Origin of the sequence: Bacillus sp. PPSBB_2, from assembly GCF_045291115.1 — a bacterium.
In the GTDB taxonomy this organism is placed as follows: Bacteria; Bacillota; Bacilli; order Bacillales; family Bacillaceae_G; genus Bacillus_A; species Bacillus_A cereus.
On the sequence record NZ_CP147983.1, the window covers coordinates 3122793 to 3148493 of the forward strand.

Here is a 25701-nt window from a genome sequence, read left to right on the forward strand (position 1 = left end):
TGTATAATCATATTCCAAAATATGCAAGAGTAATTTAATAATTAAATATCCATTTCTTCGAATTAAAAAATCATACCAATTTTCTGAATAATTTGTTAAAATGTAGAAATATTAGCTCTTTTATAATGAAAGGAATGGTACATATGATAAATAAATTGAAAGAAAACATCGGATCTGTGTTTGTTGGTAAAGAAAATGTTATTGATCTACTGCTCGTTTCACTTCTTGCTGATGGACATGTACTACTCGAAGACGTGCCTGGTACTGGGAAAACGTTACTGGCGAAAACCATTTCAAAAAGTATTGGTAGTAGTTTTTCTCGCGTTCAATTTACCCCTGATGTACTTCCAAGTGATGTAACAGGTATTGAATACTTCAACCCAAAAACAAGCGAATTCGAATTAAGAATTGGACCAGTTATGACAAACATTTTGCTAGCAGATGAAATTAACCGTGCAATGCCGAGAACGCAGTCGAGTTTGTTAGAAGCGATGGAAGAACGACAAGTGACGCTGGAGAAGCAGTCAACTCCTCTTCCGAAACCGTTCTTTGTTATTGCGACGCAAAACCCAATTGAATCACAAGGGACTTTCCCTCTTCCAGATGCACAGCTTGATCGCTTTTTAATGACGATTTCAATCGGTCATCCAACTCCTAAAGATGAGTTACAAATGATGCGACGTTTTCGGAACGATTTACCATTAGAAAGTGTCACATCTGTCATCTCATTAGAAGATATTTTAGAAGCTCAAAAACGAGTAAAAGAAATATTTGTTTCGGAACCGTTAGAACATTACATTATTAAACTTGCTCATGCTACAAGAAATCATGATTATATCGCTAACGGTGTAAGCCCACGTGCCACATTAGCTTTAGTACGTGCTGTTCAAGCTTTAGCCTTTTTACGCGGGAGAGAATATTGCACACCAGAAGATATACAATTGTTAGTTCCTTCTGTTTGGAATCACCGTATCGTCTTATCAATGGAAGGTGCCCTGCGTACGACAAAGAATGATATTATGCAAAGTATTTTAAAAGAAGTTGACGTACCTGTGGAGATTGAACAAGCATGAATGGACAGCGTGTTGTAACTGTGCCTTTATTTTTTCAACTCCATATTATTCAACTAACCGTTCCAATCGCATTACTTTTCACATTCTTTTTCCCGCAACGAATGCTTATGTTTCTCTTTTTCTTCTATTATTTATTTGCGATTTTTATTTATAAATATGTCGCTTTCATAGAGAAGAAGTTTCAAATCATAAATGAGAAACAAACTACACGGATTTTTCCTGAGGAATCTGGACAGTTTTTTATTCATTTAAAAAATGGAGCCAGCATACCAATCGTTAATGGTGTTTGTTACTTTCATTTAAATTCGTCCCTTATACCACATAAAGAGCAAGGCATTGAACAAATATCAAAAACGTTATTCTCTTTCCCATTTTCACAACCTGCACATTCGGCACAAAAATGGGGGTTAACATTAACCGCCACGAAGCGTGGTGTGTTTCAAATTGAACAATTTGAATGTGTATTAAAAGATCCATTTCATCTATTAACTGTACATTTACCTGTTTTTGATAAATTAAGGACTGAAATTATTGTGTATCCTTCTCCTAAAGAAGTAGCAGGTTTGCAAGAACTTCAGCAACTTTTGAATGGATCTTATCGAACGAATTTTTCTTTTTACAATGATGAAACATCTATTATCGGTGTAAAGCGATATGAGCGTGAGTCTTTCCGCTCTATTCATTGGAAGGCATCTGCTAAAATGCAACAATTACAGGCGAAGCAATATGAACCTGTAAAAAATTATAGTTGGACGATTTGTCTTTCTTTAGCTGCCGATCGTGGATTTGGTTGGAAAGATAATGTAGAAGAACTTATTTCATATGCAACATACATTTTCCAGTATGCAACGAAGCACCACATTCCGTTTGAATTGTTTATTAGTGTATTAGCAGAAGGCGGTGCATTACATGTACCGTTAAATGAAGGACAAACACAATATGCAAAAGCTTTAGAAGAATTAGCCCGTATTTCAGATGATAGTACGTTACTTCCGAAACAAGGATTCCTTCATTATGTAAAGAGAAAAAGAGAACGATCGTCTACAATGATATACATTGGTTTACAAAGAAATGAACTCCCTCTCCTCTCGCAGCCAACGTTTCTCATTACTAGTGAAGGGATGGTGGAACCAGTTGAAAACTTGGCTATATCACATTCATGATTTCATTCTGCTCCTTCTGCTTTCATTATTAACAGAAAGAGATGAACTAATTAGTATTGCAATATTTTTAACAACAGGCTATATTGGAGTATTTCTTATTCATAAATTTATGCAGAAAAAAACAACAGGATTTGTAATACTTTTAGTTCTTCAAATCGTTCTTTTCTCTTTATTTTTACCTTTTTCTCTATTTGGCACAATCATATTACCACTATTTTTCTTTATCGTACATGTGGTCGGACCTGGATATCCAATTCAAAAATCTTTAGGTGGTATTGTATGGTTTGTCGTTTCAGCTATATTTTATGCACCCTTTCCACCGTTGTGGAAACTATTAATGTTAGCCTTGCATCTTATGATTACATTTTGGTTAACCGGGGCCAATCGCAAACAACAACTATTACGTTTTTCTTCTATCATTACGATTGGCTTAATGAGTATATTAATTGTTCAAGTATTTCCTTTCATTCGACTTATTTTTGGTTTTATAACGGAAGTAGTCGCATTAGGCGTCGGCTATGCTTTAATGCCATTAATTAAAGCAGCGGAATTAAAAGATACTGAAGATGTTTGGGCAAATAAAGGACATCTCTTAAAACCAAAAATTGAAGACGGAAAAAAAATTCCTGATTTTGATCCAATACTCATAAATAGCACTACAATAATAGTCTGTACAGCTATCGCTATTTACGTCGTTTGGAAAATAGTAAAAAAACGAAAACATTTAAGTTTACCAAATATGCACGTCTTCGAATCTACTATCATTACTGATAAAGAAGGAATGATCCAAAATCGTTTTAAACGAAATAAACCGCCACATAACGAAATTCGGAAGGAAATTTTTAAGCTAGAGAGTAAGTTAACCCCTCCTTTAAATAGAAAACGGGGAGAAACTGTTGAGGCTTGGCTAGAAAGAATAAACGATGAAGAAGATGTAAATATTCAAAGTGATATTATTATAGATGCTTATAATACGGTGCGTTATTCAAATGGTGCAAACACTGTACTTCTACATGAATTTAAGGAAGAGATTCATAAGCTTTATGCATATCAAAAAAGTTTGAAGAAACGAAAGAAATAACGTAACAAAAAGACTCCTATATTCATAGGAGTCTTTTTGTATTTCTACGTTGCTTTTTAAATGGAAGCATTCTTCCCTGCTTCAATTTCTAATGACTCTTCATGCCACCAAAGTGTTTCTTCAGGGTCTTCTTTAGCGATTTGGTGTGCTTCTTTTTTCGTTTCTACTGTAGGATATGAACCTTTTAGCGCACGCCCTGAAGTTGTAACGAATAGTACACTAAATACAACTAATCCAATAATACTTACACCTGCTAAATAAAATGCCGGTGCGAGCGGGTTACCAGTTGCATGAACTAAGTATGAACATACGAGCGGTGTTGTTCCACCGAATATCGATACAGAAATATTAAATGAGATCGAAAGTGCTCGATAACGTACATCAGTGAAAAAGAGTGATGGTAATAATGAAGGTAATGTTCCTTCATATACACTTAAGAAGAAACCTAGTACGAAAATACCTGCAAATATAGCTGCAATATGTCCGTTACCTATTAGTAAAAATGCTGGAATTGCAAATACAGTTAAACCAAGTAAACCAATTTGCACAACGCGTTTATTACCAATTTTATCACTTAATTTACCGAAATATAGTGCTAGTGGAATCATAAGTGCCATCGTAATAGAAATAATTAATAAGCCTGTTGTTTCTTCGACTTTAAGTACTTGAGTTAGATAAGAAGGAATATACGAAAGAATCATATAATTTGTAATATTAAAGAAGGCGACAATTACTGTGCTTAATAAGAAGTCTTTTTTGTGATATTTAATAATATCCATGAATGAAAATTGTTCATTGTCTTCAGATTCCTCTTGTGCTTTTTCCATCTCTTCAAAGATTGGAGATTCATCTAGATGACGGCGTAAGTATAAACCGACCAAACCAATTGGTGCAGCTATTAAGAACGGAATACGCCATCCCCAGCTGAGCATTTGCTCATCTGTTAACAATAACGTCAAAATGGTAACAATTACCGATGCAGCAATGTAACCTGAGAGTGTTCCAATTTCAAGACCACTACCGAGTATACCACGCTTTTTATCTGGAGAAGATTCTGCGATATAAACCATTGCTCCTGAATATTCGCCGCCTGTAGAGAAGCCTTGAATCATTCGGGCAACTAAAAGTAGTATTGGTGCCCATACACCAATTTGTTCATAGGTTGGTAGTAATGCGATGAATAATGTAGAAAGTGCCATTAAAATAATAGTAGTAGAGGGTGTTGCAAAACTCATAAATATCCAAAAATGAATGCATAAAGAAATCCGTTTTCCTGGAAGAATGATAGTATCTCAAAACTATCTCCAGAAAGGACGGATTTACTAGTATGATAACCAATTTTGATCAGAATCAATCCATTTTACAAATTTTAATTGCGTATGTAGACAGTTTAACCATTGGAGGCGTTCCGCCTATGACAGGCCGTCCACCCATCTGTAGAAAATCGTTACTTAAATGTTTTTTCCTAAAAACCGTATTTCAAATCAGTTCTTTATGCAAATTGACTCGTTTTTTGCATCAATATCCTTCTTTTCGTTCATCTGGTGGTTTGTCTTTTGTTCCTCATATTTCTACTTTTTCACGTGTCGGCACTTGGTTTCGTGACGCAGGTATTTCAGCCATTCATGAAAAAGTTCTTCNTACGCAAATAAAATTTGTAAAATGGATTGATTCTGATCAAAATTGGTTATCATACTAGTAAATCCGTCCTTTCTGGATATAGTTTTGGGATACTATCATTCTTCCAGGAAAACGGATTTCTTTATGCATTTATTTTTGGATATTTATGAGTTTTGCAACACCCTCAGTAGTACTTAACACGATTTTTCGGCCGTACTTATCTCCTATTCTACCAAAGAATACACCTCCGATTGGTCGAACGAGAAAGGCTGCTGCAAATGTACCGAATGTAAGTACAAGTTGCAATCCACTATTATCAACACCAGAGAAGAATAATTGACTTAAAATTACCGCTAAATACGCGTATAATCCGAAGTCAAACCACTCCATTGCGTTCCCTATACCAGTAGCAATTACTGCTTTCCTGGCTTGTTTAGGATTAACAATATTAACGTCTTGAGGTTCAAAATTTAAATCATTATTTTGTTGCATATAATAAAACAGCTCCTTATTTAATTTAACTTCTTTAAGCACACCTTCTCTTATTGAATAAAATTAATTCGAAGCACTTAAGGAAAAGCAACGTCTCCTTATCTGTTATTATTATTTCACATAATTAATTATTTGTCCAATTAAATGCTCTTTTTATATAAAATTAAACCCTGTTTAACTTGTTATAGAATGACGTTCAGCTTATATAACACATACCTTTACACTACAAATGAAATTTTAATTTATTTATATCTATACGTTTCTATAATTGCTTCCTTTAACCTAGAAATTAGTAACTTTTACTAAAGATTTGCATATATTTAAAAAGTGAACTCATTAGCTCGAATTTTGTCTTATTACATTCAAATATGGTATTATTATAGATTTAAAGGAGGGTGTTTTATGTTGGAAATAATACTTTTACTCGCTACTGTTTCTTTTCTCTTCATTATTTCTGGATTTTTCATTACCTTAAAACAATATAAAGAAATAAAAAATATAAAGACTATATTAACTACCAAAAAAGAAAATGAGAAAACTACATCCGAAAACTCAATCCCTATGCAATTAGACCTGAGCGTTCTCAATAATTTACTCGCTTCTGGAATAAATAAAGGTACTAATTCAGGTAATGAGAATTCTAAGTCTGAGAAAACTAAATAGTCGTTACGTATATAATAAAATATATATCTCCTATTTTATCTAATCTTATTAATAACTACCTCTGATTAAAAAGGAGACTACTTATGTGTAAAAATCCGATTTCTATTATTATTCGTATACAGCATAACATAAAAGTTTTACCTGAAATTTTGAAAGCCTGTGAACAACTACAGCCTTTAGAAATTATCCTTACTATTAACGGATGTATCGATGATTCCATTGATATTGCACAATCTTACAATTGTAAAATTATCACACTAGAAGAACCGACAGAATCAAATAATTGTTATGTAATTGGTGCCAAAAAAGCAAAGGGTAAGTACCTCTTATTTTTAGATGCAAATTACATTATCCAATCTTCCTTACTTACACAATTTCTTCAACCATTACTAGACGAATCAGCTGACATAGTATTAAACAATTTAGATGACTTTTTTTATCAAAAGCAAAAGCCAACTATAGAAATGATTTGGCAGCAAGTTACGAATCATTTTTTTCATCGTCCAGATTTACATGTTAACTCACTATTATTTCCTCCCTATGCAATAACAAAAGAGATTCTTGATGCAATTACTCCAGAAAGTTTATTAAATCCGATATTAGCACAAATGAAAATTATTAAAAATAAATTTCGCATTAGCAATCATTTCAAAATTTCTATACCGCAAATTCCCTCCTTCCCCTCAAAACAACTCATACGTTATCACCTAGAAGCAATTGAAAATTGGGTAAATATATTACAAGATTCGAGAGGAAACTATACTGATAATAATCGAAGGCGGGATATTATTTTAGAACTTCAAAACGGTGAACAAAGAGCTATATCCAAAATAATTACAGGTAAAGAGTTTTATTCAAATACTTATGGAAATAAACAATTATCCATCATTATCCCTGTTCAAAATGAAGAAAAAACGATAGAATCTATCATTTTTGAGGTACAGAAATTAAAACCTTTAGAAATCATCATTATTGTTAATGGATCAACAGATAAAACAGAGGAATTGGCAAAGAATTGCGGTGCAACAGTTATTACTTACAAAGAAGCACTCGGCATTGATACCGGACGTGCCGTTGGTGCATATTTTGCAAAAGGTGATATATTATTATTTATTGATGGTGATTTCTTAATTCCTAGTTCTGATTTATTACCATTTGTACAATCTGTTCAAAATGGCACCGATTTAGTTTTAAATAAATTAGAGCACTACTACATGTATCGTGTTCCTTATACTATCGTAACTGCATGTAAGCATGTTGTTAATTTAGCATGTAATCGAAAAGATTTAGGTATGGGCTCCACAACTGCTGTCCCTCATGCTTTTAGTCGAAAATGCATTGATACAATTGGGTTTGATTCTCTTCTTTCACCAACCTTAAGTCAAGTTAAAACAATTTTAGCAGGATTGCATGTACAAAATGTTCATTCTATCGACGTTGACAAGATAAATCGAGTTCGACCAGAAAAACACTTCTCGCAGGAAGGCTACCTTTCATTAGCAACGCAACAAATCATTGGTGATCATATAGAAGCAATTTCTTACCTCATCGAACAAAAAAGAAACACTGAATGCTTTTAATTGTATATTCTTACCACCAAATAATATATGAATTCATTTTAAATATATAGCAAAATAAAAAAGATGGTTGTAACCATCTTTTTTATTTTTACATTAGATCAAAAGAAAAGTAGCAGGCAGGCTTTTCATTTCTGTATCTTTCTTAAGAAGTTTGAAAATAGAGGCTTGTTAATGAAGAGTCAACACTTAAATCATCTTTTAGTGCAATTGAGAAACATGCAACTAATGGTAAAGTAATAACAATTGATCCACTAGGACTAATTACAATAGTAGGACTTGTCCCACATGTGCCTCCACAATCGACTACTGCATCAATTCCACTACCAGGGGTAATTGTAATTTTAAGACACACATCTAAACAAACATTATTCGTAGTACATGCCATAACTCTCCCTCCTTTCTTTTAACAATATATGCAGTTAATTAAATTCGGACACGACTCTCTTACTAAGTCTTATAAATTAGATGTTATTTTATTATTAACTGCATAGAAAATTAACGTTTTATTAAACTATCTAAATCAACTAAAAAACTCAAATCATCCTTTACTGAAATAGAAACACATGCAATAAACGGTATTACATTAAAATTAGATAAACATTCATCATTGCACCTTACGAATATTTCTGCCCCACCATTTGGATTGACTTTAGTTTCTAAAGAAATATGAAAACAACTTTTATTGATGCAAGACAAGATATTCCCTCCTTTCTTATATCTAATATCAATTTATCCAAAAATAAAAATACCGTTACAACTTTATTTACCCTTTACCTTCCATACTTAAAATAAAAAAGATAAAAGCTTCTTCATATATATAAAGAAGCCTTTACCTTTTAGTTACTTGTTCATTTACTATCAGTCAGTGAAACATGCTCTTCACTTGTACCTGAGCTAAAAATAATAAAAATTTTTGATTTTAGTTTCATTGCAATACTAAATATCGTCAAGTTGCATAAATGAAATGTTTAAGTTACTCATTCAATAGACAAATTTACCTTTTAAAATAAATCTTTAAAATCCTTATTCTTCAATAAATATGAAAGTCCTTCTAAATGATCCCCAGTAATTCTCAATACAGCTGGTGGATGTCCTATCGTCGCAAAATGCTCTTGTGGCCGAATACGATTTGGTTTCATTACATCTACAAAATGGAGACATTCGACTTTATACCCTTCTAATATTGCCTTTACTTGTGCAACACACGCTGTGTGAAGAGTGTCCCAGCCAATTCCCTCTAAACATTTTCTACTAATAGCATGGGGAACAGCAATTGTAGATCCTACCCCTAAATCTTTACGGTTACAAGCAATATTCAACATATATTTATATAAACTTACAATATATAGAGGAAATCTAAGATTTAAATTTAAATCATTTAAAACCATATCAACACCATCCGCAACAGCTTGCGTTAACGGATGAAGATCTTTTGCTGGAATAGCAAAATCAGCATCAATAAAGAGAAGTATATCTCCTGTCGCTTCTTGTGCACCAATTGCCCGTCCTACATCATGCCCTAATCTTTCTTCATAAACAATTACTGTTGCCCCTGATTGCTTAGCAATTGCTTCTGTTTGATCTGTTGACCCATTAATGACAACAATTATTTCTTTTGGTTCAATTTTTCTTGCCTCAAGAATAACTTCTTTAATCGTTGATTCTTCATTTTGTGCTGGTATAATAATTGATAACTGTTTTCCATTATAAATAGAGGAATTCATTCCCCATCCTTTATGGAAACGTGAATAATTCTTTTGTTTTTTTAACTGCTCTATAATTTCTCTTTTTCTTCCTCCATCTGTATAATTACCTCTATCATCTTTTCGTTGTAACCAACTCTCCAAAGCTTTTATATTTTCTTTAATCTCATATACTTCTAATTTAGTTAATCCATTTTTATAGAAAGAGGTTTTGTTTGCGGGCATATTATTCAAGGAGATGTTAGTGATGGCTGACGAGGATTGTAGTCGCCACCCTTTCTCAATAAGAGTTACTTGGGACAGAATAGGGTTCTGCAAGATATCATATCCAATGTCTTCAATTGCTTTTTTAGTAATAGCATATGGCATAGATAACATCGAATCATATTTTAAATCCATACGCCCCAATACATCGTTTACTATTTTTTTATACACCATAGCAATGCTTGGCCATTCTACTCTCATCTTTTCAAAACAAACCGAGTCTATATTATTTAAAATTACATCCTGTTCCTTTTTTAGTAGCGGTTCTATAAATCGTTCTAATTCTACCGAAAAAATAACATCTTCTCCATTTAAAAATAAGACTACATCACCATTGGCGACTTTTGCCCCATGAACTGGTGCTTTCCATTTACTTTTCTCCTCAATCACAACAACGTTACTTTCAACAAATGTTGGTATAGATTGTATCGCACTCATTCTATCATCAGCTACAATAATAATTTCTAGTGGTTTTATATGCTGCACTTTATTTAAAATTTGATTCAATTTTGATTTTTCTTCTCCTAAAACTATAACAACTGATAGGTCCACTTCTTTTTGTTCTTCTTTTACAGTCTGATTAGGTTTTACTTTTTTTATATATTCAATTGTTTCACTCTTCCCTACAGCTGCATGCCCTGCTTTTTTATCAAAATATAAGTCAATTATAATTTGATTTACTTCCGTGTCTTTATCAAGTTGCTCTAATTCGGAAATAAATGGTAGCAAATGATTTTGCACATCAAATTCACACGCGAAATTTTGCAAAAAATAAATATTCGGTACATATTTAATGTGATTAAAAAATTTCACAGCATTAATTCTTTCGCCAAATTTCTCTTCAACTTCTTCTCTTGATAAATTTGGATAAGACAAATCGAAAACTAGATTTATTGGTACAGGTATCCATTTTAATAAATTTGTTTGAGGATTATTAATGAAAGCTGTGGAGCCCTTAACGAATCCAGCTAAAATTAAAGACATAAATCCTCCCCCAGAACTGCCATAAAACAACACATTTTTCGAATCAACTTTTAACTTTACAAATACTATTTCTAAAATATTTGCTATATCTTGTAAATAAAATCTATTTAACTCTCCCTGTCCCCAACCTAAAGATAATTTTCCAAGATATAACGTAGGGTCATTATAATATATAACAGTATCTTCAAATTCATCCATCCAAGAATGTCGATGAAAAATAGGTGGACCAATTGGCTGTTCTTGAAACCCACCTGCTCCGGATCCAAAAACAATAGTGTTAGAAGCATCGGGCTTAATACGAATTAAAAATTCATACGTTACTTTATCCCAATCAACCTTGAGTATAAATGGTTCTGTAATTTGAAAATCCATTTGCCATAATTGTTCATATGAAATGTTAATTATTTTATACTGGTCTAACAGTTTAATCACCCTTTCCATCCATTTCGAGTTGTTCTATCAAGTAAGAGAGAGCTTCAACGTGATCACCAATTATTCTTAATACTGCTGGAGGATGCCCATTGTGACTTACATTTTCCTTTAAACGAATTCTATTCGGTTTTACAACATCAACGTAATGTACACATTCTACTCTATACCCTTGTAATATTGCTTTTACTTGTGCAAGACTAGGGCATAGTAAGCTTTCCCAGCCTATTGCATCTAAACATGATCTACTCATAGCATGTGGAATTGCTACTAATGAGCCATTGCTTAATTCTGGACGATTATATGCTAAATTAAGCATATATTTTACGACGTCTACAACATAAAACGGAGGGTGTAACATCGGATTCAAATCATTTAATGCTATGTCTACACCAGCTGAAACTGCTTTTGTAAAATGATGCAAATTACTTCCTGAAACACTAAAATCACCATCAATAAATAAAAGAATATCTCCTGTAGCTTCAAGCGCTCCAATAGCACGTCCAACATTATGACCAAGTCGTTCGTTATATTCAATAATAGTAACACCAAGTCTTTTAGCAATATTAGCCGTTTGATCTGTCGAACCATTTACAACGACGATGATTTCTAGTGGTTCTATTTTTCTCGCCTCAAGTATTACTTGTTCTATAGTCTCTTCTTCATTTTGTACTGGTATAATGACAGAAAGTTGTTTCCCGTTATAAATTGAAGAATGCATTCCCCAGCCCTGATGATAGGAAGGGTATCGCTTACATTCACCTAGTTTTTGAACAATATCTCTTCTTTTTCCTGCATCAGTAAACCCTACTCTTCTTCCTTTTTTCTCTATCCATTTAGCTATACCGCGTAAATATCTTTCTACTTTCTCTTTTTCATTTTTGGATAACTCTTTTTTTATTAAATATCCTCCTTCCTCTATAGTCTCATCTTTAGATAACGTATTGATTGCATATTGATCGTTAATCCGCCACCCTTGATTCACAATCTTCATATGAGATAGAACGATATCTTCCATATAATTAAAGCCGATATTTTCCACTACTTCCTTCGTAAGCGCATATGGTAACGAAAGTATTGAATTGCTTTTTAAATCTGGTCGACTTAAAATTTCATTTAACATTTTTCTCCATACAATATCCATATTTGGACATTTACCTATTTCTATCAATTTATCTATTTTATTTAAAACTACATCGGCTTGATTTGTAACAATTGGCTCAATAAATCTCTGCATTTCATTTGTGGATAACGAAAAATTGCCATCTAAAAATAATAAAACTTCTCCTTTTGCTGCCTTGATACAAGCTCCATATCCATCATAATGCTTATTATATTTGTCCATAAAAACAATATGACATTTATGTTTCTTTGCTATTTCATACAAATTACTTCTATCGTTAGGAACGAAAATTATAATTTCAAGAGGATTTAGCTTCCATATAGATTGAATTGACTCTTCTAATATTTGCTCTCTTTCACTGTACAAAATAATAACCGTTAACGATTTCATTACACGCCCCCTTTACACATCATGTGACATAAAATATTAAGTATTACCATTTCCTATGAATTTGCTACTTTATTAACATATTCAAAAGTGAATTATACTGTGTGAAAACAAACGTCTATTTTTGAAAATATAATCTCTACACTTGTATCCCTCCTCTTATCGTTGTCTGTTACAACTCTCACCATTTAAAAATAAAAAAAGTCCTAATTTCTTTAGGACTCTTTTACACTAATTTATAAATATCATTAATTTTATATACAACCTTTTTCCATGTTATACCTCTATCCGTTGTAGTAAATATTTCTTTTTTATTACAAGCCCAACCTTTACGCCGATTAAAAAAATGTAAACAAAATACATTTTTCAGCAATGGATTACTTGATACCTTTATCCATTTTGCTCCTTTTTTTATTATTTGATATACACTTCCATGTTCACTATTTATAACCCAGCCATAATAGGAACTAAAAAAAGAAACAGCCGCTTTACTAGTATTTATTGTTTCATTTGAAATATGCCACGAATTCCCCTTATCAAATGAGTAATTCATTAAAAATACATCATTATTCATTTTAGTTGGTATTACTAACAAGTTATTTTTATAGATTGCTTTATAAGCCATAGCAGTCCCATTATTAATTCCTTCAAGACTTGGAATATCTTTTATAGGCTGCCAACTTGCCCCACCATCTATTGTTTTAAATACCGCTGATGTTTCATATTGTTTGTGTAATGAAATAAATCCAACTAACTCGTTTATAAATGTTATTCCTGAAATACTATCACTAATACTTATATTTTTAATTACTTTCCATACTCTCCCTTTCATTTTCATATAGTATAAATTATTTTCAAATTTATTTGATGCAAGCTTTCTAGACAATACAATCCATATACTATCCATATTCGCAGCATGCAATTGTACTTGAACATCCGTCGATTTCTCCCACTCTTCTTCAATTGGTAATATAAACTCACTCCATCTTTCCCCTCGTAGAATATAGTTTAGATCAGTATTTCTGCTTTCTAATTACCCTGATTTTAAAAAAAATAGATAACAAGATTCCTTACGGAATTTGTTTCGATATTATTGAATTTCCCAGATACAATGGATGTATGGAAAGGATCCATCGGGAATTTGCTCATTTCCCCTGTAGCTCTGTCTACGATAAAAAGTCTGTTACCCGAGCCATTGCTATCACTACCAACACACTAGCTGTTTCGATAACTGATTGGGCTTTTGGATAGTAGTTCAAAAGGTNCGTTATCTTCGCTATTACTTAGTTGAGGCTGCCAATTCAGTAAGAAGATATTTGCCTGAATATCAAGCATTTTATCAAAAGAAATACAAAGAAACACCCAAACATCAACACAAAAGAGCCATCGTCTTAACCGCAAGAAAATTTGTGCGTCTGGTGGATACGCTACTACGTAACCATCAACTCTACACGCCACCAAGGAGCGTGATAGAAAAATAACACTTTGTTATTGACGCAATCTTGGAAACGGCCCGAAAAAATTTCATTTTTGGTCGGGTCTATTTCCGTATGCTGAAAAAATCGCACCTAGAAAAAATCAGTCTTGTTTTACTCTTGACTTATTACCACTAGACTCTATTAACTGTATAAAATATAGCGGGTAATAAATCATCATTCTTTTTTGTTAAACCATATGCCCAAGAGCTTCGAGCATTTATTGGATATCCAAATATTACAATTGAATTTAGAGGGTTAACAACATCCCATTCTACTCCTCCGTTTCGAGTATATAAGATGGCTTGCTTTTTATTTGTATATTGAATACCAGCCCACCCAAATCTATCAGTTCGCATTTGTAAAGAAGTAAATTGAATATCATTATTTTCCAATATATCACCTCATTCTTATCATATATATATTCGTATGCTATTATTTTCAAAATGTTCTATCATTAGTTGTTAGTACCACTCGTTTTATCTACTATCTTTATACTTACTTTCCCTTTTCTTCACCACTCAAATATAACGAAATTCCTTCTATTTTTCCGTTATCATATACAAACGACTATATTTTACAAAATTCAACTATAAAAAGTGCACCCCAATTGTAAAACTACTTCTAACAATTAGAGTGCACTTTTTATAAAATATAGCTTTAATTTTTAAGCACTTACTACAGCAGCAACTTTATCTAAACAAATAATAAACTGATTCATAAATGCGTCAATTTCCTCTTTCGTAATAATATACGGCGGAAGTAATCGAATAATATTCCCTTGTGTTACATCGACTAACATTCCTTTATTCATTAGCTCAACCTGTAATTTCTTCACATTTTCATTCGTATCATTCAGACTAATTCCAAACATCATACCAGCATGACGTACTTCCTGAATATAATAAGAGTTTTCTTTCTGAATTTCTTGTAATTTATCATTTAAATATAGTGACGTTTCATACGCTTCGTGCATTAAACCATCTTCAATCAATGTGTTTAATACCGTTAACCCTAAAGCTGTTCCCATTGATGAATGAGCAAACGTTGTCCCGTGATCTCCTGGTGAAAATACATCACATAACTTTTTGCCTACAATAATTCCTCCTAGCGGTATCCCGCCTCCTGCTCCTTTACCAATTTGAATAATATCTGGTGTAATATTAAAATTTTGATAAGCAAATAGTTTTCCCGTTCTACCCATACCACTTTGAACTTCATCAACGACAAGAAGTACATTATATTTTTCACATAAATATTGAACACCATGTAAATATTCACTTGATAAAGGATAAATTCCTCCACTTCCTAAAACAGGCTCTAGCATAATCGCAATTGGTTTTTCTTTAATAATAGTCTCCTCTAATTGGTCTATATTTTCGCGCTCTACTTCATATACAGGAATCAATGTTTTAGGGAAATTTTGATATACACTTTCTTGTCTCGTAAAATGAAGTGCCCCTAACGTACGCCCATGGAAACTATTCTTCAGCACTACAATTCCTTCACGTTCTTCATTCGTATTAGCTCTATATTTATCAATTAATTTCAAAGTTGTTTCTGTCGCTTCCGTACCAGAGTTTGTAAAAAAGACTTTTCCGCTTTTTAAAGTACACTCTACTAATTTCTTTGCATACTCAATTGCAACTGGGTTTAAGAAATGAAACGGTAAATGCAACGATTTCACAACTTGCTCCATTGTCGTTTGTACAATTTTAGGATGATTGTATCCTAGTACATTTACTCCTACGCCAGAAAATAAATCTAAATACTCTTTACCATCTACATCATATAGTTTACATCCTTCTCCTCTTTCCATTGCAACCTCTGTCCGACAATATGTAGACATCATATATTCTTTATCTAATTGAAACCAATCCGACATGTTAAATTCCTCCTAGTTATTTTTCCTTTTTTAACGTTCATTCTCTATATAATCGTTTATAAATTAAGTTTTAAGATTGAAACTTTAATAGTGGTTTTCTTCCACATTTTTTATTAAAACGTGTGCTTTCTCTTCCCGATATTCATTTTTCCATAATTTCTTCTATTTCAACAGGTCCACTACATATGTGTTTTTTTCATCTAGCGGTATGTTACTGCTTTGAACTTTGTATGTCATACATAATCGAGACTATAAAATCATATTTAGTAACAATCGACGAAAAAATTTGGAGGCTATATCGATGAATGAAAAATATGATAAACATAGGAAAGAATTATTAGAAGAAGACTTTAATAAACATCGAGAACTTACTGAACCAGCTAAATTTCACTCTCAAACAGTTGGTTCACGTGGACCCGTACTAGAGCAAGATAGTGTACTGCATGAGTCATTACAACAATTTATTCATGAAAAAATTTTAGAAAGACCTGTTCATGTAAAAGGATTTGGTGCGTTCGGTTATTTTCAAACGATATATTCGATGTCTGAACATACTAAATTAAGTTTTTTACAAAATTCTAATGAAAAAGTTCCTGTTATGGTGCGATTTTCGTTAGCTGTTAGTACGAAAGGAACACCGGATACTGCTAGAAATGTACGCGGTTTTTCTACAAAATTTTATACAAAAGAAGGCATTTTTGACCTTTTATGTAATCACATTCCTGTTTTTTCTGTTCGCGATCCGATGCGTTTCCCTGAAACGATTCAAGCATTATTGCCTTCACCTAAAAATAATTTAATAGACCCTAATAGATTTTGGAGTTTTGTCGCTAAAGCACCTGAATCTATTCATTTTGTTGTCCGTTTATACTCTAATAATGGTACGGCCAAAAGTCTTCGCCACATTCCAGGACATAGTGTTAATACATATGTATGGAGAAATGCGGAAGGTAATCGAAAGTATGTAAAGTATCATTGGTACCCGTTTGAAGGTGTACAGTACATTACTAGTAAAGAAGCAATTAAACTAGCTGCCGAAAATCCTGATTATAGCGGGAAAGATTTATATGATGCTATTGAAAATGGTAAACCAGTGGAATATGGTTTATACGTCCAGCTCATGGATCCGAAAGATGAAGCGCATCTTTCTTATGATCCTTTAGATGACACAAAAGTATGGGATGAACAGACGTATCCTCTCATACCAGTCGGGAAAATGGTATTAAATAAAAATCCTGAAAATTTTATGGAACAAGTAGAAAAAGTCGCCTTCTCTCCTTCTAATTTGCTAGAAGGCGCTGAGTTATCAGATGATAAAATGCTGCAAGGGCGCGCTAACATTTACAGTGATTCACAAAGAAGAAGAATTGGTCCCGAATTTCGCAAATTAACGATTAACCAGCAGCAAGATTGGACACCTGCTAATCAAATTACAACCGGTGAAGGAAGGTACGTTGAAGGTAAACTTGAAAGAACTTCTATAACGAAACAGGATGACTTTACGCAGGCTGGTGAATTTTACACGAAGTTACAGCCGATAGAAAAAGAACATCTCGCTGAAAACTTAGCTAGTGATTTGAAAGTTATATCCGATGATATTAGGAAGATCGTTTTGGGGTATTTCAATCGAGTATCCACTGATTTGAAAACAAAAATCGAGACAAAAATGAAAGAGCATTAAGAAGATTAAAACATGCTTTACGAATGAGAATTCAACTCTATATTAATTATTTTCTTGTCAAAATCCAATGAGGTTATTTAATTTGAAAATATAAAGCCAACATATCCCTGTTCTATAATTAGAACAGGGATATGTTGAATTAGTTTAATGTTTAACATTAAATACTTTATTTCGCTAAAAAATGCGATAAGTAGCCTTTCAAAACAAACTATAGTAAACTATTTTACTTGTACCGTATAATTCCCTGTTCCACCACCATACTTATATACACTTAAGTAATATTTCCCTGGCTTTGCATTATAATTTCCAAGCAATTTGTTTCCATCACGTTTTGTTGCATAAGCTACATAATTATTTAAATCTGATTCAGAATATAATACCCAGTTCAGTCCAAGATTTTGTTCGTTCGTAACAGAAATTTGTAAATCTTTTTGATCCTTTACATCAATAACAAATTTATCCCCCTGATCTTGATCGCTCAAGGTTCCTCTTAACAAAATATTCAAAGATAGTGGGTTTGCTGTTTCAAATGAATTATTTGGTTCTTTTTCTACAGCCGTACCTTCTTCCGTATTCACTCCGCTAAACACAACATCATATTCAAATTGCCCAGCATTATTTACACGGTAATTTACAAAATAAGCAGTCAATGTTTTATATCCTGTCCACTCTTTTCCTGAAAGACGTTTCAACATATCATTTGTTGCTTCATTCATCACTTTCCAGTCCTCAACTTCTCCTTTAGCCGCACTTCCTGTATATGTCCCCTGTAGTGTAAATGTATTAAAGAATTGTGATGTATTCTTTGTTACTTTCACATCTTTTAATTTCGCTTCATTCGTAATATCTGAAGTAACGTCCGAAAGCGATTTTGGATCATGCTGAGTTAAATACTCATCTGATACTTGTGGAATTGTATACTTATCGCGATTATCAATAAGCATTTGCATATAAGATTGATATTCTTCATTTAACTTATTATCTTTGCTTAATGTAGCACGGTATGCATCGTAACTTGAAACATCATTTGCGCGAATTAAATCATGTACTTTATCGAACATTTCTGGGCGCTTATTATACATATATGATTGCAGTGCAAACGAATAATTATAAAAATCCCACGTTCCATATTTCGCATTTAATGTTTGTGATGCTGTATAACGTTTTGCAGGATCATTAGATAACCCACCAATTATACTTTTTCGCGGTACTACACTATCTAATCGCGTTGCACCTGCAAAGAACTCTGCATTCCCTTCTTCAAACCATGTTAAACGTTCATTTTGATACATTTCCCCTTGGCCCCATAATCCCTGAACTTCGTACCTTCCCTGTAAGTAGTGCGTAAATTCATGGCGGAACAATTCTTCCAGACTATAAATACTTTGCTCTGGTGTACGTTCATATGTAAAGAAAGTCCCTGTCCCTTCAATATAAATCCCACCATTATTCGTTTCATATCCGTACAGTTGACGATTAAATTGATACTCATCTGGGCTATTATAAATAACCATCGTTAACACATCATCAGCATGTCCACTTTCAAGTGGTTTATCGCTACCAACTGTACGATAAAATTGAGAACGCACCTCTTTTGCCGCCCAGTATAGACGTTTAATTTTCTCTTCGCTAACTTTATCCCCAGCTTTAAAGACAATTGCTCCATCATCAAACGTATACGTTTGCGGTAAATATTTCTTTTTACCTTCTTCCCGAATTTGATCTAAATTTACAGTTTTTCCATTCGCATCTATTCCTCCATAATTTGTAGTAATTTGTTCTGCCGCAACAAAGTATTGCTCTCCTAAATATGGATAAATTCGCATTGCATCTGTAACAACTTGTTGTCCTTTTGTCGGCGTGCTATGAAGCTTGCCCAATCGGCCAGCATAATAAATTCCATTATTAATTAACCATCCATTTTTATTTGTTACTGTACCAAGTAGTGCAAAACGATTTACTTCATTAATAAAGTTATCGATATTCCGAAACCACATCGTATCTTTTGGCTCTTTTCCAGTCGTGTACATATCCGTCTGAATATCAAAGTCAATTCCCTTCATCAACTCATATATAGCGTCTCCTTTTGTTCGGTCTTCAATGAAAGTTGCAAGATTATCGTTATATTGTTTAAAAATTTCACCTGCATATAAAACCGTTTCAACATCTGCTGATGCATTTCCAATTAATTTTCCATATGATGCAATTACTTTATTTTGTTCTGATGTACCAAGTTTGAAATTTGGATTTTTTGCAATTGTTTTTAAAGCTGGTAAACATTTATCATGGTAGCTACGCTCATTTAGTTTGCTTAATTCATCATGGTAAAAACCTAAATAAAACGCTGCACGTAGAGCTTCTACTAATGTTTCAATCCCTTTTGAATCATCTTGCGTATAAGCTTGTCCTTGTTCTGCTAGTTTATTAATAATCGCTTGCATTCGGCTATCATCTTGATAGAATTTAAGACTATCACTATTAAACTGAAATAATTCCGGAATTTGATACCATTTAATTGTCACAAGAAGATCAGTTAATTGTTTATTATTTAATTGATTTAACTCAGCCATCGAATACTTTTTTTCTTCAGCTAACGGCTTAATATTATCGGTTGGTGCTAGTGGACGCTGCGATAAATCCGCTAATTTTAACCGTTTTGTAAAAGATTCATTTTCTTGTACTTTTGAAGGGTGCGCCAATTCATCAACAGATTTCTGTATTCCTACCGGCTCCATTTGTAATACGTTCTTCACATTTTTCTCTTTTGTCTCTGCTTGAATTTGCAAACCATTACACGTTATTGTCACTAGTCCAACACCAAGAATCCACTTAGAAATTTTCGAATATTTAACCATACCATTGCCCCCTAGTTATTTAAATGAAAATTCAGAATTTTAAAATCAAAAAAACCACTTATTTGTATGTATTTACAGTTCCCCTATAAATACAACTATGATTAATAATGCAATAGTAGCTTGTTTTATACTATTACGAGTACAGATTCCTTACATACAATCTCCCTTCCTTACATGTAATACAAGCAAAAACCGTGCCAATCATATTTCTTATGAATAGCCAACATTCTTTTATAAATACTGTAGAATAAAATATACATAGGTGTTTCGGCAATGTATAAATCATTTGACACAAAATCTAATGTTTATGAAGAACAAATTCATTGAATGTTATAAATTCATTAGGCAGTAAATAATCCCCAATTATTAAATCTCTCAAAAAAAGGTAAACAAACATATTCCATAAAGCTAATATGTTCGTTTACCTTTTTCTATTTCAAATCAACAGCAAAATATCGTTGAATAAAAACAGCATGAATAAGTATTTTGTTATTCATTTCTCTTTTTCATATAATCTTTTTCACATTGCAACGGCTTAAATTTCACTTTTTTCCCTTTCTTCTTTTTCGTTTTTATAACGAGCCATTCCCCTTTTTCAACGTCTAGTTTTAGGCGTTTCATTACATTGATATTATCTTTTTCTTTATAAAGTAAAAATGCTTCTTGTGCCCTCACAAATAAGCTGGGCTGTTCGCTAAATCCACCACTATCATAAATTTTAGTTAGCGAATTATAATAAGAATCATTTTCCTTTCCACCATACATCAAATGAGCAGCCTCCAGATCTCTTTTACTTACTTCCCAAAAACTATGTTCATCAATATTTAAATTAAATGTGGATTTAATGTCCTGTATTATATTCTTCACATGCTTTTCATCTCTAACTTTTCTTTCTTCGAGACAATCCGAAGATAATTCTGGTGCATCTGATTGGGAATGTACAACGTGTTGTATCGATACACACAGAATAAATACGCTTAAAATGTAAAATATTTTTTTCATATTTACATATCACCTCAAATGATTTAGATACTATATCATTTGAGGCTTACAATATTCTTATGCTAATAATAAGAAAGATCCTATAAAATAAAATTTTTATAGGATCTTTCCTTTTAATATTGCTTTATCAAATTCACGGGCGGGGCAACTACCTTACTACTTTTCACATCATATAATCCTATAGGTGTTACTCGTATAAAAGGCAAGTGCGTCGCAGAAAAGAATAAAATTGTAAATGCTGGATCATCATGCGCGTAGCCACGCTCTTGTAGTAATTTCACCATCTGTTTCTCTTCCTGTATTAATTCTCTCATTTTTAAATTAGACATAATCCCGAGCAATGGTAATGCTATTTCGTGTAATACTTCATTCTTTTCAGCTATTACCATTCCCCCGCCAAGCTCTTTTACTCTACGAAAAGCTGTAAGCATATCTTCTTTTCTTTTTCCGATAAGAATGATGTCACCTGTACCAGAATAAGAGCTAGCAAGCCCACCTAGTTCTTTCGCAAAACCTTTCACAGCTATATTCACTTGCCAACTGCCATCACGAGCAATCATCATAAAGAAACATTCATCATGATCTGTGGACAATTCATCACAGTCTATATTGATTTCACTAGTGTATGGTTTTGTAATAACGTTATTTAATAAGTGTATCCCCGTTTTATTAGAGAAAATCATATCCTCTTTTTCTATGGACCAATCTAATGATAATGGAGTTACTTTATGTTTACTCCAGTCTATATGTAATGCTTCATGTGTATTTACACCGTCACGCTTCACCCATTTCCCCTTTGCAAGGACACTGATTGGTACTGGGTTTTCTTTACTTTCTAAAATATTGATATTAGCAATTCTACCTGTCGCAATCGAACCATGTACATGTTCCATATTATAATAGCGAGCAATATTATAACTTGCCATATCGTATGCATCTATTACTGGTACTCCTTGTTTTATCGCGGTAGAAATCATAACGTTTGTCATTCCATTCTCATAAAACGAAGGATGTGAGCCGTCTGTTGTAAAAAAGAATCTATCAAACTGCTTTACGCCTAGTTCCAACAATTCTTTCAGTAAAACTTCTAAATCTGGGCGGATTGAAGAATTTCTTAAGGAAACAGTGTAACCTTGCATAAGACGAGTGAAAGCTTCCTGCCCTGTCATCGCTTCATGATCACAATCTGTACCTAACAGTTTTAACTTCGCTAAAGTCGTTTCAGATGCACCCGGAAAATGTCCTTCTACTTTCTTTTGCAATCGCTTCGTTTCCTGCACCCAAGTTAACATTTCATCATCGCCATGTAATAGTTTTGGCCATGCTGTTAGCTCGCCGCCTTGAAGAACCGCTTCATGCTGCAGCCACTCTATTATTTCTTCACTATTAAACAAAGATTCCCCGTTTTGCAATTCAGTCTGTCCGTCAAAACGGCACCACCAATACATACTTGCTGGAATCTTATTGAATTCATCTAATAAACGAAATGCTTCTTCACGCTTTAATGTGAAAAATAAAGTTAAATTATCATTAATAAAAGTTGTTGTCCCAAACTGCATCGCATGATTCGCTAGCGTCTCTGGGTTATACAACTGATACGGATGTGCATGTGGTTCTATGTAACCGGGTACGACATACTTTCCTTCGCAATCAACAACTTCACACTCCGTTAATTGCTCTGGCAGCTGCTCCCCTACGTATACAATTCGATCATTATATATCCAAATGTTCGCTGTCATCCACTCGCGCATATAAGAATTTAAATATGTTGCATTCTTTAATAATATGTGTGTGCTTCTCTTACCATCTAGTACTTCAACATGTTCTCGTAATTGTTTATTACTCCATTTATAATGATTTTTCCCCATTGTATTCAACTCCAAATCAACTCATAATTATTTTGATTAAAACGAGTAATATTTAACTAACTAAAGTATTTTCCATTCATAACTCCCCAATTGGTGCCCCTATATCCTTCATTATATGTAAAAATTTTAAAAATAACAATTTTCAGAACTATATGCATACCTCTTTTATCCAAAATAAAAAGAATGTCATGTAACTGACATCCTTTTTTATTTTGTCGTAAGCATTAAGATTGATTTTCACTTTGGAATACACTTGATGTCATATCATAAATGCAACTACTGTCCATAGTTACGAACTTAAAAAAGCACCTCTTTTAAATATAACTATAACAAAATTCCATTCACTTTCTTTTCATCTATTTATTAAATTCAATTTGCATCATTTTATTAAACTGCGGAACAATATCGACCCCACCTATAGAGTTGAGACTGATAGCCAATGTATGTTTGCCTCCAATTACTCCCCCAGCAAAAGTTGTAAATCCAGGAATTCCTCCTCCATGCCCCCAAACTGAAACACCGTTTGGAAGTTTAGTCTCATAGATTCCAAGACCGTATGCGTCACCAACCCCTTTGCCTTCTATAGGAACTGTAGTAAGCATTTCTTTTAGCTCGCGTTCCTTCAGTAACTTACCACCGAGTAAAGATGAAAAGAACTTATTTAAATCATCCGCATTAGAAATCATATCTCCAGCTGCATTAGCTAAACTCGGATTATAATACGTAATGTCTTTCAACTCGCCTGTTCCTTCCATTTTCACATATCCACGAGCATGATTCTTTCCTGGGATGACGGGTGAATTTCCTGGTAAAAACGTATTTGATAGGTCCAAAGGTTCAATAATTCGCTTTTCGATTTCTTCCGCATAACTATTTCCAGTTATTTTTTCAATAAGCATTCCTAGTATTACGTATCCTGTGTTTGAATACAACCAGTCTTTACCCGGCGAGAAATCTGGAGGCAGCGAAAGGCCTATTTTCACTATTTCTTCTGCTGTATACGTTTTTTTCGAATTCATTATGTCCGCGTCTTTTGACTTTAAGTATTCAGCGATACCACTCGTATGATTCAAAAGTTGTCGTATCGTAATTTGATTACCATCATACCCATTTCCTTGCACGAGACCCGGTAGCCACTTTTCAATTGGATCGTCAAGTTGTAAGCGATTTTCTCCTACTAATTGAAGAATAGTCGTGGCAGTAAACGTCTTCGTCACACTACCAATCCGAAAGCGATAATCCGAATTCACCGGTTTCTTTGTACTTAAGTCCGCCACGCCTGCAGTAAAACTATTAGTTTTTCCGTTATTAGACGCCTTAGCTAATATTCCTACAGCACCAAGCTGTACTGTTTCCTGCATTACTTGTTTCCAGCCATTACGATTCTTTTGATCATGTACTTGTGACGAACTAGAAATATTTTGGGTTGACTCTGCAGTCACAGTAAAACCAGGTGTGAATAGAGCAGTACCCGCTAATAAAACTGCAAAACTTGCTAACTTAATTGAATTACATTTTTTCATAAGGCTTTCTCTCCTCCATTAATATCGGATTGATTCAGGCTATACTTTCATCCTATATGATAAATCTCTCTTTTTTCTTATCCATTCCTTACGAAATACTTACGTTTAAATTTAAATAGGGTAAACTGAGGAAGAGTTATGCATGCAAATAAAAAGAGAACATGTTTTCATTTTTTATGTAAACATGTTCTCTTAAACATTTAAAATTCTATATCAACTTTTCATCCTATTCTTTACACAACTAATTTATATGCCTTTTTACCAGCCCGCACTAGCATTCATACCATTTCCAATAATAGAAAGTAATAGCGGCCATAATACTGGTCCCAATGTAAGAAATACATTTAGAAGTATGAGCATTCTATATCCAACGGTGAAATTGTGATTTTTACGATTAACAAATACTAAACTGATTAATGATATTATAGTTGTTAAAAATAATACTAACATTAGCAACCAATACCACACCATTAAACTGAGACTCCATGGTGTTAATAGCTCATGTATGATACAAAATGAGATTCCTAATACAGAAAAACTAAAACTAGTCACCGCTGTTTTTATAAGCCATTTATTTATTTTTTTATCGTATGTATTTTTACAATATAAATCTATTAAAGTATATAAAGATAAATATGCCATTAATACACCTATCCAAGACAATAACCAGTCTCCGTCCCCTTTGAATAATACGTACAGTAACCAACACATACCTACTGCAGAAAAAACAAAGGAAATAAGTATGCTTTTTAATACCGATTTCATTACATTTTCACACCCTTAAAAAACTTAAAAATTAATTATAGTTTATAAAAATTAAGTATAGGTTAACATGTAATGAAGTATAAGT

The 25701-nt window shown here is 33.1% G+C and carries 17 protein-coding genes and 5 pseudogenes; 8 read left to right on the forward strand and 14 right to left on the reverse strand.

Annotated elements, in window-relative coordinates:
* The first annotated feature begins 143 nt into the window (after window positions 1-143).
* The 3 genes from V6946_RS15695 to V6946_RS15705 are packed head-to-tail and all read left to right on the forward strand — an operon-like array spanning window position 144 to window position 3317.
* Window positions 144-1073, forward strand: coding sequence for a MoxR family ATPase (locus tag V6946_RS15695; protein WP_197323806.1), 930 nt, complete (start codon window positions 144-146; stop codon window positions 1071-1073).
* Window positions 1070-2236 (forward strand): DUF58 domain-containing protein, encoded by a 1167-nt coding sequence (locus V6946_RS15700; RefSeq protein WP_001014398.1) that lies wholly within the window; start codon window positions 1070-1072, stop codon window positions 2234-2236. Before V6946_RS15695 ends, V6946_RS15700 begins: the two co-directional genes overlap by 4 nt.
* Window positions 2208-3317, forward strand: a complete 1110-nt coding sequence (locus tag V6946_RS15705) for a DUF4018 domain-containing protein (RefSeq protein ID WP_006924583.1) — start codon at window positions 2208-2210, stop codon at window positions 3315-3317. The genes V6946_RS15700 and V6946_RS15705 overlap by 29 nt, the downstream gene beginning before the upstream one ends.
* A gap of 56 nt (window positions 3318-3373) precedes the next feature.
* On the opposite strand, the pseudogene V6946_RS15710 reads toward V6946_RS15705, so the two are convergent.
* Window positions 3374-4534, reverse strand: a pseudogene (locus V6946_RS15710) (MFS transporter); the annotation flags it as partial.
* 110 nt (window positions 4535-4644) lie between these two features.
* On the opposite strand from V6946_RS15710, the pseudogene V6946_RS15715 reads away from it, so the two are divergent.
* Window positions 4645-4956: pseudogene (locus V6946_RS15715) on the forward strand (transposase); the annotation flags it as partial.
* 167 nt (window positions 4957-5123) lie between these two features.
* Here the strand turns inward: V6946_RS15715 and V6946_RS15720 are convergent.
* Window positions 5124-5429: pseudogene (locus V6946_RS15720) on the reverse strand (MFS transporter); the annotation flags it as partial.
* Window positions 5430-5831: 402 nt separating this feature from the next.
* Between V6946_RS15720 and V6946_RS15725 the strand changes: the two are divergent.
* The gene (locus V6946_RS15725; RefSeq protein WP_000889742.1) at window positions 5832-6092 is read left to right on the forward strand and encodes a hypothetical protein; all 261 of its coding nucleotides are present in this window, start codon (window positions 5832-5834) and stop codon (window positions 6090-6092) included.
* Window positions 6093-6175: 83 nt separating this feature from the next.
* Window positions 6176-7672 carry a glycosyltransferase gene (locus V6946_RS15730; RefSeq protein WP_006924587.1) on the forward strand — a complete coding sequence of 499 codons (1497 nt, stop codon included), beginning with the start codon at window positions 6176-6178 and terminating at the stop codon, window positions 7670-7672.
* Between the two features lie 142 nt (window positions 7673-7814).
* On the opposite strand, the gene V6946_RS15735 is transcribed toward V6946_RS15730, so the two are convergent.
* The 5 genes from V6946_RS15735 to V6946_RS15755 all read right to left on the reverse strand — a co-directional run bounded on the left by V6946_RS15735 (window position 7815) and on the right by V6946_RS15755 (window position 13565).
* Window positions 7815-8057, reverse strand: a complete 243-nt coding sequence (locus V6946_RS15735) for a hypothetical protein (RefSeq protein ID WP_000752474.1) — start codon at window positions 8055-8057, stop codon at window positions 7815-7817.
* 110 nt (window positions 8058-8167) lie between these two features.
* Complete coding sequence (locus tag V6946_RS15740) at window positions 8168-8368, reverse strand: hypothetical protein (RefSeq protein WP_001277646.1); 201 nt, start codon at window positions 8366-8368, stop codon at window positions 8168-8170.
* Window positions 8369-8673: 305 nt separating this feature from the next.
* Window positions 8674-10995: a glycosyltransferase gene (locus V6946_RS15745; RefSeq protein WP_406622353.1), complete on the reverse strand. Its 2322-nt coding sequence runs from the start codon at window positions 10993-10995 to the stop codon at window positions 8674-8676.
* 52 nt (window positions 10996-11047) lie between these two features.
* Window positions 11048-12565, reverse strand: coding sequence for a glycosyltransferase (locus tag V6946_RS15750; RefSeq protein ID WP_006924592.1), 1518 nt, complete (start codon window positions 12563-12565; stop codon window positions 11048-11050).
* Between the two features lie 223 nt (window positions 12566-12788).
* Entirely contained in the window at window positions 12789-13565 is a 777-nt protein-coding gene (locus V6946_RS15755; protein WP_366982372.1) for a hypothetical protein, read from the reverse strand.
* Window positions 13566-13827: 262 nt separating this feature from the next.
* Between V6946_RS15755 and V6946_RS15760 the strand changes: the two are divergent.
* Window positions 13828-14043, forward strand: a pseudogene (locus V6946_RS15760) (IS110 family transposase); the annotation flags it as partial.
* Between the two features lie 134 nt (window positions 14044-14177).
* Here V6946_RS15760 and V6946_RS15765 read toward each other — a convergent pair.
* A pseudogene (locus tag V6946_RS15765) lies at window positions 14178-14432 on the reverse strand (hypothetical protein); the annotation flags it as partial.
* Window positions 14433-14704: 272 nt separating this feature from the next.
* The gene (locus V6946_RS15770; RefSeq protein WP_001286471.1) at window positions 14705-15922 is read right to left on the reverse strand and encodes an aspartate aminotransferase family protein; all 1218 of its coding nucleotides are present in this window, start codon (window positions 15920-15922) and stop codon (window positions 14705-14707) included.
* Window positions 15923-16223: 301 nt separating this feature from the next.
* Between V6946_RS15770 and V6946_RS15775 the strand changes: the two genes are divergently transcribed.
* Window positions 16224-17603: a catalase gene (locus tag V6946_RS15775; RefSeq protein ID WP_006917939.1), complete on the forward strand. Its 1380-nt coding sequence runs from the start codon at window positions 16224-16226 to the stop codon at window positions 17601-17603.
* A gap of 218 nt (window positions 17604-17821) precedes the next feature.
* Here the strand turns inward: V6946_RS15775 and colA are convergent, their stop codons facing one another.
* From colA to V6946_RS15800, 5 genes are all read right to left on the reverse strand, one after another.
* A complete protein-coding gene (gene colA / locus V6946_RS15780) occupies window positions 17822-20458 on the reverse strand; it encodes a collagenase ColA (protein WP_197228737.1) in 2637 nt (878 codons plus the stop codon).
* A gap of 489 nt (window positions 20459-20947) precedes the next feature.
* Window positions 20948-21460, reverse strand: a complete 513-nt coding sequence (locus V6946_RS15785; RefSeq protein WP_000719373.1) for a hypothetical protein — start codon at window positions 21458-21460, stop codon at window positions 20948-20950.
* Between the two features lie 113 nt (window positions 21461-21573).
* The gene (locus V6946_RS15790) at window positions 21574-23328 is read right to left on the reverse strand and encodes an adenine deaminase C-terminal domain-containing protein (RefSeq protein WP_006917936.1); all 1755 of its coding nucleotides are present in this window, start codon (window positions 23326-23328) and stop codon (window positions 21574-21576) included.
* A gap of 356 nt (window positions 23329-23684) precedes the next feature.
* On the reverse strand, window positions 23685-24851 hold the full coding sequence (locus V6946_RS15795; RefSeq protein WP_000710628.1) for a serine hydrolase: 1167 nt from the start codon (window positions 24849-24851) through the stop codon (window positions 23685-23687).
* A 258-nt stretch (window positions 24852-25109) separates the two neighbouring features.
* Window positions 25110-25616 carry a DUF3902 family protein gene (locus V6946_RS15800; RefSeq protein ID WP_000843833.1) on the reverse strand — a complete coding sequence of 169 codons (507 nt, stop codon included), beginning with the start codon at window positions 25614-25616 and terminating at the stop codon, window positions 25110-25112.
* Between the last annotated feature and the right edge of the window lie 85 nt (window positions 25617-25701).

Excerpts from the sequence above, each read along its gene's own strand:
- V6946_RS15725 (WP_000889742.1), top strand. The coding sequence starts at position 5,832 with ATGTTGGAAATAATACTTTTACTCGCTACTGTTTCTTTTCTCTTCATT.
- colA (WP_197228737.1), bottom strand. The coding sequence starts at position 20,458 with ATGGTTAAATATTCGAAAATTTCTAAGTGGATTCTTGGTGTTGGACTA.
- V6946_RS15695 (WP_197323806.1), top strand. The coding sequence starts at position 144 with ATGATAAATAAATTGAAAGAAAACATCGGATCTGTGTTTGTTGGTAAA.
- V6946_RS15700 (WP_001014398.1), top strand. The coding sequence starts at position 1,070 with ATGAATGGACAGCGTGTTGTAACTGTGCCTTTATTTTTTCAACTCCAT.
- V6946_RS15745 (WP_406622353.1), bottom strand. The coding sequence starts at position 10,995 with ATGGATTTTCAAATTACAGAACCATTTATACTCAAGGTTGATTGGGAT.
- V6946_RS15795 (WP_000710628.1), bottom strand. The coding sequence starts at position 24,851 with ATGAAAAAATGTAATTCAATTAAGTTAGCAAGTTTTGCAGTTTTATTA.
- V6946_RS15775 (WP_006917939.1), top strand. The coding sequence starts at position 16,224 with ATGAATGAAAAATATGATAAACATAGGAAAGAATTATTAGAAGAAGAC.
- V6946_RS15750 (WP_006924592.1), bottom strand. The coding sequence starts at position 12,565 with ATGAAATCGTTAACGGTTATTATTTTGTACAGTGAAAGAGAGCAAATA.
- V6946_RS15770 (WP_001286471.1), bottom strand. The coding sequence starts at position 15,922 with ATGTCGGATTGGTTTCAATTAGATAAAGAATATATGATGTCTACATAT.
- V6946_RS15790 (WP_006917936.1), bottom strand. The coding sequence starts at position 23,328 with ATGGGGAAAAATCATTATAAATGGAGTAATAAACAATTACGAGAACAT.
- V6946_RS15785 (WP_000719373.1), bottom strand. The coding sequence starts at position 21,460 with ATGAAAAAAATATTTTACATTTTAAGCGTATTTATTCTGTGTGTATCG.
- V6946_RS15800 (WP_000843833.1), bottom strand. The coding sequence starts at position 25,616 with ATGAAATCGGTATTAAAAAGCATACTTATTTCCTTTGTTTTTTCTGCA.
- V6946_RS15730 (WP_006924587.1), top strand. The coding sequence starts at position 6,176 with ATGTGTAAAAATCCGATTTCTATTATTATTCGTATACAGCATAACATA.
- V6946_RS15735 (WP_000752474.1), bottom strand. The coding sequence starts at position 8,057 with ATGGCATGTACTACGAATAATGTTTGTTTAGATGTGTGTCTTAAAATT.